The organism is Burkholderia semiarida, assembly GCF_029268935.1.
GTDB lineage: Bacteria > Pseudomonadota > Gammaproteobacteria > Burkholderiales > Burkholderiaceae > Burkholderia > Burkholderia semiarida.
Window position 1 is genome coordinate 1,316,681 of the sequence record NZ_JAHLCL010000008.1, and the last position, 12,338, is coordinate 1,329,018.

8 protein-coding genes and 1 pseudogene are annotated in these 12,338 nt (G+C 68.1%); 6 read left to right on the forward strand and 3 right to left on the reverse strand.

Annotation, left to right across the window (positions count from 1 at the left end):
• Positions 1 to 4: 4 nt before the first annotated feature.
• Both pbpC and KPB06_RS29165 read left to right on the forward strand, forming a co-directional pair.
• Positions 5 to 2,248: a penicillin-binding protein 1C gene (gene pbpC, locus KPB06_RS29160; protein ID WP_275905797.1), complete on the forward strand. Its 2,244-nt coding sequence runs from the start codon at positions 5 to 7 to the stop codon at positions 2,246 to 2,248.
• Positions 2,249 to 2,371: 123 nt separating this feature from the next.
• Positions 2,372 to 3,061 (forward strand): hypothetical protein, encoded by a 690-nt coding sequence (locus tag KPB06_RS29165; protein ID WP_059585008.1) that lies wholly within the window; start codon positions 2,372 to 2,374, stop codon positions 3,059 to 3,061.
• 29 nt (positions 3,062 to 3,090) lie between these two features.
• Here KPB06_RS29165 and KPB06_RS29170 read toward each other — a convergent pair whose 3' ends face one another.
• Both KPB06_RS29170 and KPB06_RS29175 read right to left on the reverse strand, forming a co-directional pair.
• On the reverse strand, positions 3,091 to 3,612 hold the full coding sequence (locus KPB06_RS29170; RefSeq protein ID WP_275905796.1) for a GNAT family N-acetyltransferase: 522 nt from the start codon (positions 3,610 to 3,612) through the stop codon (positions 3,091 to 3,093).
• A gap of 21 nt (positions 3,613 to 3,633) precedes the next feature.
• The gene (locus KPB06_RS29175; RefSeq protein ID WP_275905795.1) at positions 3,634 to 4,881 is read right to left on the reverse strand and encodes a multidrug effflux MFS transporter; all 1,248 of its coding nucleotides are present in this window, start codon (positions 4,879 to 4,881) and stop codon (positions 3,634 to 3,636) included.
• 294 nt (positions 4,882 to 5,175) lie between these two features.
• On the opposite strand from KPB06_RS29175, the gene KPB06_RS29180 reads away from it, so the two are divergent.
• Complete coding sequence (locus KPB06_RS29180) at positions 5,176 to 5,718, forward strand: hypothetical protein (protein ID WP_275905794.1); 543 nt, start codon at positions 5,176 to 5,178, stop codon at positions 5,716 to 5,718.
• A gap of 75 nt (positions 5,719 to 5,793) precedes the next feature.
• Here the strand turns inward: KPB06_RS29180 and KPB06_RS29185 are convergent, their stop codons facing one another.
• Positions 5,794 to 6,690 (reverse strand): glutamate/aspartate ABC transporter substrate-binding protein, encoded by an 897-nt coding sequence (locus tag KPB06_RS29185; protein WP_275905793.1) that lies wholly within the window; start codon positions 6,688 to 6,690, stop codon positions 5,794 to 5,796.
• A 418-nt stretch (positions 6,691 to 7,108) separates the two neighbouring features.
• On the opposite strand from KPB06_RS29185, the pseudogene KPB06_RS29190 reads away from it, so the two are divergent.
• The 3 genes and pseudogenes from KPB06_RS29190 to mgtA all read left to right on the forward strand — a co-directional run bounded on the left by KPB06_RS29190 (position 7,109) and on the right by mgtA (position 12,247).
• Positions 7,109 to 8,766, forward strand: a pseudogene (locus KPB06_RS29190) (S8 family peptidase).
• 509 nt (positions 8,767 to 9,275) lie between these two features.
• Complete coding sequence (locus KPB06_RS29195; protein WP_180278243.1) at positions 9,276 to 9,434, forward strand: hypothetical protein; 159 nt, start codon at positions 9,276 to 9,278, stop codon at positions 9,432 to 9,434.
• Between the two features lie 47 nt (positions 9,435 to 9,481).
• Complete coding sequence (mgtA, locus tag KPB06_RS29200) at positions 9,482 to 12,247, forward strand: magnesium-translocating P-type ATPase (RefSeq protein ID WP_099317548.1); 2,766 nt, start codon at positions 9,482 to 9,484, stop codon at positions 12,245 to 12,247.
• The last annotated feature ends 91 nt before the right edge of the window (positions 12,248 to 12,338 follow it).

Genomic DNA, 12,338 nt, shown 5'->3' on the forward strand with positions numbered 1-12,338 from the left:
CGCGATGATCGATCTGGCTTTGCCGCGGCCGGCGCGTTTCGCCGGCCGCGTATTCGTCGCCGTCGTGCTGGCCGCCCCGCTCGTCGCGCATGCGCTGCCCGGCTACGACGACGTGCGCCGCAACTGGCGCAGCTCCGACTGGGTGCTGCTCGCGCGCGACGGCACGCCGCTGCAGCGCACGCGCGTCGACCTCACCGAGCGGCGCGGCGACTGGGTATCGCTCGCCGACGTATCGCCCGCGTTCCGCGAGGCGATCGTCGTGTCCGAGGACAAGCGCTTCTACGAACACAGCGGCGTCGACTGGCGCGGCATTGCCGGCGCCGCGTGGGGCAACCTGTGGAACGAGCGCACGCGCGGCGCGTCGACCGTCACGATGCAGCTCGCGGGGCTGCTCGGCGATTCGCCGCGCCGCTCGGGCCAGCGCTCGCTGCCGCAGAAGGCCACGCAGGCCGTGAACGCGCTGTGGCTCGAACGCAGTTGGCGCAAGGACCAGATCCTCGAGGCCTACCTGAACCTGGTGCCGTTCCGCGGCGAGACGATCGGGCTCGGCGCGCTGTCGCAGGTGCTGTTCGGCAAGGCGCCGTCGGGCCTCGACGCGCGCGAGGCCGCGATCGCCGCCGCACTCGTGCGTGCGCCCAATGCGGCGCCGGCGAAGCTCGCCGAGCGCGCATGCCGGATCCTTCGCGACATGCAGGCCGGGCAGGCATGCGCGTCGCTCGACGGCTACGTGCAGCTCGTCACCGCACGCTCGGCCAATGCCGTACGCGACGAGGGCGCCGCCCTCGCCCCGCACTTCGCGCGGCGCATCGCGGCCGAGGTCAGGCCCGCGGCCGGCGCGCAGGTCCGCACGACGCTCGACGCGCCGTTGCAGCGCTTCGCGCGCGACACGCTGATGCGCGCGCTGACCGAACTGAACGCACCCGCGCACCGGCGCAACGTGCAGGACGGCGCGGTCGTCGTGATCGACAACGCGACCGGCGAGATCCGCGCGTGGGTCGGCTCGTCGGGGGCGCTGTCGAGCGCGCGCGACGTCGATGCCGTGCTCGCGCCGCGCCAGGCCGGCTCGACGCTCAAGCCGTTCCTCTACGCGCAAGCGATCGACGAAAAACGACTGACCGCCGCGTCGCTGCTCGACGATGCGCCGATCAACCTCGCCGCCGGCGGCGGCCTGTACATTCCGCAGAACTACGACAAGGATTTCAAGGGCTGGGTGAGCGTGCGCAGCGCGCTCGGCGGCTCGCTGAACGTACCGGCCGTGCGCACGCTGGTGCTCGTCACGCCGCACCGCTTCGCGCGCACGCTGACCGCGCTTGGCCTGCCGCTCGCGCAGGAAGGCGATTACTACGGCTTCAGCCTCGCGCTCGGCAGTGCGGACGTCACGCTGCTGTCGCTGACCAACGCCTACCGCGCGCTCGCGAACGGCGGCGTCGCGCGCAAGGTCGTCGACCTGCCGGCCGCCGCACCCGCGCCGGCATCCGGCGCATCGGCGCCTGCGCGGCCGGACGCCGGCACGCGCGTGTTCAGCGAGGCGGCCAGCTTCGTCGTGACCGACATCCTGTCCGACAACAACGCGCGCGTGCGCACCTTCGGCTTCGACAACCCGCTCGCGACGCGCTTCTTCTCGGCGGTCAAGACCGGCACGAGCAAGGACATGCGCGACAACTGGACGATCGGTTTCACGTCGCGCTATACGGTCGGCGTGTGGGTCGGCAATGCGGACGGCTCGCCGATGTGGGACGTGTCGGGCGTCACGGGCGCGTCGCCCGTGTGGTCGGCCGTCGTCGGCTACCTGCACCGCGACCTGCCGAGCCGTGCGCCGCGTGCGCCGGCCGGCGTGGAGACGCGCCGGATCGCGTTCGAGCGCGACATCGAGCCGGCCCGCAACGAATGGTTCGTCGCGGGCACGGCGGTGGACACGATCCGGCTCGCGGCGCCCGCCACGCCGGGCAAGGACGGTGCGCGTGCGCCGCTGACGATCGGCGCGCCGACCGACGGCACGATCTTCGCGATCGATCCGGACATTCCGCCGAAGAACCAGCGGATCTGGTTCGAGCGCTCGGCGGGGCGCGCGACGAAGTTCGCGTGGCGGCTCGACGACAAGGTGATCGGGCACGCCGACCGCGTCGCGTGGCTGCCGTGGCCCGGCAGGCACCGGCTCGAACTCGTCGATGCGCGCGGCAACGTCGCCGATGCGATCGGCTTCGAGGTACGCGGCGCGTTCGCGAAGCCGGCCGCGCGCAAGCCGTGAGGCGGCGGGCCAGTCTTGCTGGCCGGCTGCATTCGCTTTTACGCCAGTTCACGACATAGAATTACAGCAGCACCGCATTCCCGATGCGCACCGGTTGCCTCATTCTCTCGATCGCCCGCGACCATGAACCTTCGCCTTACGCGCTTCACCCGCCCCGCGCTGGGCGCCTTGTGCGTCGCAACGCTCGCCGCCCTCCAGGCCTGCAACGGCGAAGCCTGCTTCGGCGTCGACGCGTGCTTCAACGACAACACGCAAACCGTCTCGCTGTCAGGCACGGCCGCGACGGGCGACGCGCTCGCGAGCGCGCAGGTGGCCGTCAATTGCGCGGCGGGGTCGGCCACGACGCTGACGGACGGCGGCGGCAACTACCGGGTGACGCTCAACGCCGCGCTGCCATGCGTCATCACCGTGGCGGCGGGCGGCGCGAGCCTGCATTCGCTCGCCTACGCGGGCGGCACCTTCAATACGACGCCCGAGACCGAGCTGATGCTCGTCTATCTCGCGGCGCAACTCGGGACGAACACGGCCGGGCTGATCGGCAATTTCCAGGGCACCCTGCGCTACCAGCGGGCGATGAACAGCCCGGACACCGTGCAGGCCGCGCAATCGGCCGTGGTGACGAACCTGCAGCAGCGCTATGCGGTCACGCTGGCCGCACCGGCGTTCCTGACCACGTCGTTCGTGGTCGGCCAACCGGGCGTCGACAGCGATCTCGTTGCGCTGGCCAAGGCTGGGGCGATCGATTCGAACGGACTGCCGGATCCGGTTGCCGTGTCGCTGTTGCAGCAGGCCGGCGCCGCGCATCCGCTGTAAGGAACACGAGACGGGGCAGGAATCGACCGTCAGGCGTTCGCTTCGCGCGCGTCGTCGGCCAGCAGCGCCCAACGCTCGTGGTCGCGCCATTCGCCGCCGATGCGCAGATAGCGCGGCGAAAACCCCTCTTGCCTGAACCCGAGCCGTCGGACCAGCGCAATCGATGCATGGTTGCCAGGCTGGATATTCGCTTCGAGCCGGTGCAGCCCGAGTTCGCGGAACGCGACGTCGACCGCCGCGCGCACCGCGTCCGTCATCAGCCCCTGGCGGCTGAGATTCGCCATCCCGTAGTACCCGAGATAAGCGCTCTGAAACACCCCGCCGACGATCTCGTTGAGATTCACCACGCCGACCACCGCGCCCGACGCCCGCTCGCGCGCGACCAATCCGACGTTCGGCCCCGTCAGGCAGCGGGCGAACCATTGATCGAACCCGGTCTGGTCGATGAACGAATCGACCCACGGCAAATGGTGACTCCGGCTCGCATAGTTGGCGGCGATGAGGTCGGCGGCATCGGACCGGGCGACGCGATTCAGCAGGATCCGGTTCATCAGTCGGTCGCGAGCCGGCGCTTACGCCGCCTCGCCGCTCCCGCACACGACCGATGCCGCCTGCTGCCGCGACAGATGGCGCAGCAGCTTCGTCACCATCCACACGACGATGAACGACAACGCGACGAAGAACACCGCAAGCGGCGTCAGCACGTGAATCGACACGAAACCGGCCAGGCCCATCATCGCGGACGACACGAGCAGCAGCGCGCAGCCGAGAATCGCGCTCGTCAGGCCGGCGATATGCGGAAACAGCGAATTGCCCTTGGCCATCAGCGTCGGATACATCGCGCCCGCGCAGAAACCCATCACGAGCACCGGCGTCGCGAGCGTCCACACGCGCAGGCCGACGCTCAGCGCCAGCACCAGCATCGCGATCGACGCGCCCGCCATCACGCGCGCGCCGATGCGCAGCCGCTGCTCGGCGCTCGGCAGCCCGCGGCCGTGGATCCGGTTCGACAGGCCGCCGAGGAAATACATGAGGCCGATGCCGAGCGCGAGGTAGCCGAAGAAGGTCGGCGGCTTGTGCAGCGTGGTCTGCACCATGAACGGCCCGACGATGTTGAACACCAGCAGGATGCTGTAGCACAGCCCCTGTGCGAGGAAGCAGCTCTGGAACACGGGGCTCGCCAGCACCTTGCCGGTGTTCGCCATCAGCGTGCGCGGCTCGAGATGCACCGGCTTCGGCAAGGTTTCGCGGTAGCGCCACAGCAGCGCCCACATCGCCAGCGAGTAGACCAGCAGGAACACGAGGCACGCGCGCCAGCCGAGCCATTCCTGCAGGTGCGCACCGATCACCGGCGCGATGATCGGCGCCAGCCCCCATGCGATCGACATGTACGTGAACGCATGCATCAACGCCTGGCCGGAGAACGAATCGGTGATGATCGCCTTCGCCAGCAGGTTGGTGGTCGCGATCCCGAAGCCCTGCAGGCAGCGCGCGAGCACGAACGTCTCCAGGTTCGGCGCGCCGAGCGACAGCAGGCAGCCGATCGTGTAGATCACGAGCCCGAACGCGAGCACGCGCTTGCGTCCGTACGCATCGGCAATCGGCCCGAAGATCAGCTGGCCGAGCGCGTAAGCGGCCATGTAGCCGGACACGCTCGACTGGATCGCCTGCGGCGTGGTCGCGAACGAACGTGCCATGTCGGGCAGCGCGGGCACGTAGATGTCGATCGCGAGTTGGCCGGCGGACGCGAACAGGCAGATCAGGAACAGCAGGAAGCGCGGCGAATTCGACTCGCGCGCCGGAGTGAGCGTGGCGTTCATGACTGGGAAGGAGGTCGGGCAGCAGTGCCGCGACGTCAATGTTCGCGTGGCGAACATGCGTGCGGGGGTGGCGAATTCCGTATTGTGCCTGTTGTTGCACCGGGCGACAGGATTCCCCCTGGCGCGGGCGAGGTTGAATGCCGATCGCGGCACGTCCCGACATGCGCCGATCGGGCCGGCGGGCGGCGATTTTAATGTTGATTTAAGCCGACGGCCGCATTGTCTCGGATGGCTCACTCCGTGAGCCGTACGTCATTGTTGATTCGATCAGTCTCGTTCGATGGAGATACGAAGATGCGATTCCGTTCGTATATGGCGGCGGGCGCGCTGGCGCTGGTACCCGTGTTCGCGCTGGCCGGGCAAGCCGGCGCGGCGGCCGCCGCCCAACCGATGTTCGTCAATGTCAACGGACAGGCCGTGCCCGTGAAGGCCGAAACGCGGGTCGTCCAGACGGCCGTCGGCCCGATGAAGGTCAGCACGTGGAGCTGGCACAGCCCGCAAGGCGGCGCGAGCTTCGAGATGCAGACGGCGTCGTCGGGCGGCATGCCGTCCGCGGCGGCGTTGCGGCAAATGCAGGCCGCGCAGTACCGGATGCAGGCGGCGCAGGCGCAGATGGTCGCGATGCAGCAGCAGATGATGGCGCTCCAGCACATCGCGCTCGCCAACGCGCTCGCGATGCCGATGCCGCAGCCCGTCGGGTTCGCGATACCGGCGTGGGCCGCTCCTCAACCGGTGCTCGTCATCGTCCCGGCGCAGCCGCCGATGCCGTCGGCGGCCCCGGCAACGCCGGCCGCTCCCGTCGCACCGGCCGCACGCGGCCCGGAAATCAAGGCCTGACGCGATTCGCGCCACTCGGCGCGCCGCGCCCGAACCGCCGGCACGTGCCGGCGGTTTTTCTTTGAGACGGCCGGATCAATACTGCGCCTGATCCGTCGGATTCTTGAACAGCTGCTTCATCTCCGGCGACAGCGGATAGTTGAGGCTCACGCCCTTCGGCGGAATCGGCCGCATGAACCACTGATCGTAGAGCTTCTCGGCCGCGCCCGAGGTCTGCATCTTCGCGATCACGCCGTCGACGACGCGCTTGAACGCCGGATCGTCCCTGCGCATCATGCACGCGTAGTTTTCGTGAACGAGCGGCGTGCCCGCGACCGTATACGCGCCCGGGTTGCGGTCCTTCGCGATCTCGCCGTACAGCAGCGGCTCGTCCATCACGAACGCCACCGCGCGGCCCGTCGTGACGTTCATGAACGCTTCGGCGTGATCCTTCGCGCTGATGATCGTCATGTTCATCGCCTTCTCTTCGTTCAGCTTGCGCAGCAGGCGCTCGTCTGACGTGCCGGCCGTCGTCGCGACCGTCTTGCCGGCCAGGTCCGCGAAGTCCTTCACGCCCGAATCCTCGCGCGTGCTGAAGCGAATGCCGTACAGAAAGATGCTGTTCGAGAACGCGGCCTGCTTTTGCCGCTCGAGCGTGTTCGTCGTCGACCCGCATTCGAAGTCGATCGTCCCGTTCTGCAGCAGCGGAATGCGGTTCTGCGACGTGATCGGGATTTCCTTCACCGCGAGGTTCGGCCGGTTCAGATCCGTCTTCAACTGGTCGATGATGCGCGACGCGATGTCCCGCGAGTAGCCGATGTTCTTCTGCTGGTTGTCCGAATACGAGAACGGCACCGACGACTCGCGAATGCCCAGCGACACGACGCCCGTGTCCTTGATCTTCTTCAGCGTACCGGTAAGGGCCTGCGCGTGCGCGGCGCCGGCCAGCGCACAGGCCAGCGCGACAGCCAGCCAACGGAAGCGGTGATCCATGCTTTTCTCCTGACGAAACCTTGATCGAATCGCGATCCTACGCCCGACAAAATTCGCCCCGCATCGGGGAAAGCGTCAAGCGCCCTCAGTCACGCGCCTCACCGTGAGGCATCGTTTCCGCGACGCGCAAAAGCGCCTGCGGCGCACGTTTCGCCGGGCCCGCTGCCTGCAATCTTGCACCCCATGAACAGGTCGCCCGTTCCAAACGCGCGTTCATGCTGCAAGACAGCATCGCAACCGTTTGCGTGTCGCGCCTTTTTCGCACAAAACATACTCAAGAAGCCGCCTCATCAGCCGTTACCCAATGCATGGCGCGTCGCAGCAGCGCTGCGTGCGCCCGACAAGAACAAGGTCCGGTTTACGCCGGACCGGGCACCACCGCCGGCACGACGGTTATCTACGAGGATCGACTTTCAACATGAAAGCCAAACGCTTCAATTTCGCGCTGGCCCGTTCGGCCCATGCGCGCATGCTCGCCGGTATGCTGTCCGCCGCCGCGCTTCTGCCCCTCGCCGGTTGCGGCGGAGGCGGCGGCGGCGGCAGCGACCCGTCTCCGTCCAACGCGTCACCTGCACCGGCGCCCGCGCCGACGCCCGCTCCCACGCCGGCACCCGCGCCCGCCCCGACCACTCCGCCGGCGTCGTCCGGCGGCAATGCGTGCTCGTCGCAGCAGGCCGCCGTGCAGATGGCCGCGCAGACGACGCCGGTCGAGCCGCCGGTCGATCACCTCATCGTCAAGCTGAAAACGCTGACGGCCACGCGGGCGATGGCGGCCGTCGACGACGGTTCGAGACTCGACGCGGTGATCCAGCGCGCGATGACGCGCTGGACGGCGCCGGTGACCGGCAGCGCACGCGCGTACGCGAGCACCATCGCGCAAACGCCGGTGAACGTTCAGGTCGAGCGAACGATCTCGAACGGCGCGGCCGTGCTGTCGCTCGGCCAGCGCATGGCCGCCACCGATGCCGCCGCGCTCGCAGAGGCGTTCGCGGCCGACAGCGACGTCGACTACGCGGAACCGGATCACCCGATGCAGATCCGCGACACGCCGAGCGACCCGCTCTACAACCAGCAGTGGTACCTGTCCGATCCGACCGCCGGCATCAACCTGCCGCCCGCATGGAACGTGACCAAGGGTTCGCCGACCGTCGTCACGGCCGTGCTCGATACCGGCTACCGGCCGCACGGCGACCTCGTCGGCAATCTGATACAGCAAGGCTACAACTTCATCAGCAACATCAACACCAGCAACAACGGCTCGAGGCGCGGCCCGGACGCAACCGATCCGGGCGACTGGGTCACGCAGCAGGAACTCGACGACGTCAACGGCCCGTTCTATCACTGCGCGAGCCAGCCGAGCAACAGCAGCTGGCACGGCACGCGCGTGATGGGCGTGATCGGCGCGACCGCCAACAACGGCACCGGCGTCGCCGGCGTGTCGTGGCTCGGCCAGATCCTGCCGGTGCGCGTACTCGGCAAGTGCGGCGGCGTGACGAGCGACATCGCCGACGGCATGCGCTGGGCAGCCGGCATTCCGGTGTCCGGCGTACCGACGAACCCGCGCCCGGCGAAGATCATCAACCTGAGCCTCGGCGGGGTCGGCGCGTGCAGCACGACGTTCCAGCGGGCGATCGACGACGTGACCGCGAAAGGCGTGACCGTGATCGTCGCGGCCGGCAACGACGGCCTGTCGACCGGGCTCGACCAGCCCGCGAACTGCCGCGGCGTGATCACCGTCGGCGCGACCGACGCGACGGGCCGACGCGCATCGTTCAGCAACTTCGGCGCCGACGTCGCGCTGAGCGCACCGGGCGTCAACATCCTGTCGACGTCGAACGCCGGCACGACGACGCCGGGCTCGGACACCTATGGCCCCGCGACCGGCACCAGCCTCGCGACGCCGCAGGTGACGGGAGTTGCCGCGCTGATGCTGTCGGTGAACGGCAACCTCACGCCCGCGCAGATCATGCAGAAGCTGCAGCGGCGAAGCTCTCGGCCGGCACGTCGTGCACCGCGATGCCGGCAGGCTCGGGCATCCTCGATGCAGCGGCCGCCGTCGCGACCGCGAACCAGTAACCGGCATCTCGTTCGACGCGGCCGCGCGCATGCCGACAAGGTGTGCGCGCGGCTGTTTCATTGCGGGTTGTCGGGCGCGACCGCGAACATGCACCCACGCGATCAAGCATCTCGAAATAACGCCCGACAAAAGGGTTGACGCTTCGCACGGCGAGCCATTACCATCGCCCCCGTCTAGTTACATGGAGTGTTCTGTGAACACCGATGCGAGTTGTAGTTGGTGCATGACCAACTTGACTGCTGCCTGAGGAAAACGCGCAGAGCCTCGTCTTCTGCCGCATCCCGGGAAGCAGGATGCGGCGCCCTTCCGGCCTGACTACCGGCCCGATCTCCCGCCGAATTTTCGATGTTGTCGAATGCACGCGACGCGCCGTCGCGCGTGTGCGTTCGTGCCGCGCGCGACGCCAGCCGCGTGCGCCCTCCGTTCGCGTGCCGTCCGGCCGCGCGCCTCGTTGCGCGCGCCGCTGCCGATCGCCCGTGCCGACCATTCGCAACCGACAGGAGTGCAGATGAACTCAGACGACAGTAGTCGATTACCGCTCGCCGGTGCGACGCCGCGCATCGACACGCTGTGCGCCTCTCGCGCGCCGGCGAGCGTTCCCGCCTTTACCGATCCACAGCCGATCGCGCCTGACGCGACGCGGCGGGGAGCGTTCGTGCGTCGATAACGTCACGGCCGCTCCCCGCCCGCCGCCTCGTGCGCAAGGAGCGACTCATGACGACACGACACAACACCTCGCACAACAAACAGCGCGGCTTCATCAAGGCCGGCGCCGGCCAGCAGAACGAACCGCGCATCATGCGCGCCGCGCGGGAAGCGGCCCGCCCGCTCGAAGACACGCTGAAGTCGCTGCGCACCAGCACGCGCGGCCTCACCTACGATCAGGCCGCCGACCGCCTGCAGCATGACGGCCCGAACGAAATCGCGCACGACAAGCCGCCGCACTGGAGCCGCCAGTTGCTGCTCTCGTTCCACAACCCGTTCGTCTACGTGCTGCTGGTGCTGGCCGCCATCAGCTTCTTTACCGACGTCTACTTCGCGGCGCCCGACGATCGCGATTACGTCGGCATGACGATCCTGCTGACGATGGTCACGATCAGCGCGCTGCTGCGCTTCGTGCAGGAATTCCGTTCGCTGCGCGCGGCCGAGAAGCTCAAGGCGATGGTCCGTACGACGGCCACCGTGCAGCGCGCGGTGACCGACACGGCCGAGCCGTCACGCCGCGAAGTGCCGATGCGCGAGGTCGTCGTCGGCGACATCGTGCATCTGTCCGCCGGCGACATGATCCCCGCCGACGTGCGCCTGCTCGCGTCGCGCGACCTGTTCATCAGTCAGGCCGTGCTGACCGGCGAGGCGCTGCCGGTCGAGAAGTACGACACGCTCGGCGCGGTGGCCGGCAAATCCGCGGGCGCGCCCGCGGCCGGCGCGGCCAACGACGCACCGGCGTCGCTGCTCGATCTCGAGAACGTCTGCTTCATGGGCACCAACGTCGTCAGCGGCACGGCGACGGCCGTCGTCGTCGCGACCGGCGAGGACACGTACTTCGGCTCGCTCGCGCGCAACGTCGTGAGCCACAAGCGCATCGAGACGAGCTTCGACCGCGGGGTGGCGAGCGTGAGCTGGCTGCTGATCAAGTTCATGTTCGTGATGGTGCCGATCGTGTTCATGATCAACGGCCTGACCAAGGGCGACTGGCTGAGTGCCCTCACGTTCGCGCTCGCGGTGGCCGTGGGCCTCACGCCCGAGATGCTGCCGATGATCGTCAGCGCGAACCTGGCGCGCGGCGCGGTCGCGATGGCGCGCCGCAAGGTCGTCGTCAAGCGGCTGAACTCGGTGCAGAACTTCGGCGCGATGGACGTACTCTGTACCGACAAGACCGGCACGCTCACGCAGGACAAGATCATCCTCGAACACCACCTCGACCTGTCCGGTCACAAGAACGAGGACATCCTGCGGCTCGGCTGGCTGAACAGCTTCCACCAGAGCGGCCAGAAGAACCTGATCGACATCGCGGTCGTCGCGCGCGCCGACGAGATCGGCGAACGCGTGAAGCCGCAGGGTTACAAGAAGATCGACGAACTGCCGTTCGATTTCGTGCGGCGCCGCCTGTCGGTCGTCGTCGAGGATACGCACGGCACGCACCTGCTGATCTGCAAGGGCGCGGTCGAGGAAATGCTGGCGGTCTCCACGCACGTGCAGGACGAAGACGGCGTGCGCCCGCTCGACTTCGTGGCCCGCAAGCGATTGCTCGAACAAGCCACCGCGTACAACGAGGACGGCTTCCGCGTGCTCGTGCTCGCGACGCGCACGATCCCGCGCGGCGACGAACGCGCGCAATACCGCACCGCCGACGAACGTGATCTCGTCGTGCGCGGCTTCCTGACCTTCCTCGATCCGCCGAAGGAATCGGCCGCGCCGGCGCTCGCCGCGCTGCGCGAGAACGGCGTCGCGGTGAAGGTGCTGACGGGCGACAACGCGACCGTCACGATGAAGGTGTGCCGCCAGGTCGGCCTCGCGCCGGGCAAGCCGATGCTCGGTACGGAAATCGACGCGCTCGACGATGCGACGCTCGCGCAGGCGGTCGAACGCACGACCGTGTTCGCGAAGCTCACGCCGCTGCAGAAGGCGCGCATCGTCAAGGCGCTGCAGGCGAACGGCCACACGGTCGGCTTCCTCGGCGACGGGATCAACGATGCGCCCGCGCTGCGCGACGCGGACGTCGGCATCTCGGTCGACAGCGGCGCCGACATCGCAAAGGAAACCGCCGACATCATCCTGCTCGAAAAGAGCCTGATGGTGCTGGAGGAAGGCGTGATCAAGGGCCGCGAGACGTTCGGCAACATCCTGAAGTACCTGAACATGACGGCCAGCTCGAACTTCGGCAACGTATTCTCGGTGCTCGTCGCCAGCGCGTTCCTGCCGTGGGAGCCGATGCTCGCGACGCAACTGCTCGTGCTGAACCTGATCTACGACACGTCGCAGATGCTGCTGCCGTGGGACAGGATGGACCCCGAGTTCCTGAAGAAGCCGCGCAAGTGGGAAGCCGGCAACATCGGCCGCTTCATGCTGTGGGTCGGGCCCACGTCGTCGGTGTTCGACATCACGACGTACGTCCTGATGTGGACCGTGTTCGGTGCGGGCGCGCTGTATCACCTGAACGGCGGTTCGGGCGGCCAGATCGTGATGAATTCGGGCTGGTTCATCGAGAGTCTCGTGTCGCAGACGCTCGTCGTGCATCTGCTGCGCACGCAGAAGATCCCGTTCCTGCAAAGCACGGCGTCGCTGCCGGTGCTGCTGTCGACCTTCACCGCGATCGCGATCGGCTGCTGGCTGCCGTTCTCGCCGTTCGCGGAGGCGATCGGCTTCATGCACCTGCCGGGCACTTACTGGCTGTGGCTCGCCGCGACGATGGTCGGCTACATCGTGCTCGCGCAGATCGTCAAGACGATCTACGTGCGCCGCTACAAGCAGTGGTTCTGATGGCGCGCCGATGACGACGTGCCGGCCCGTGCACTACCCGCGCGGGCCACACGACCGGACCTGCCGTCGTTCGGTGACGAACGGGCCGCCT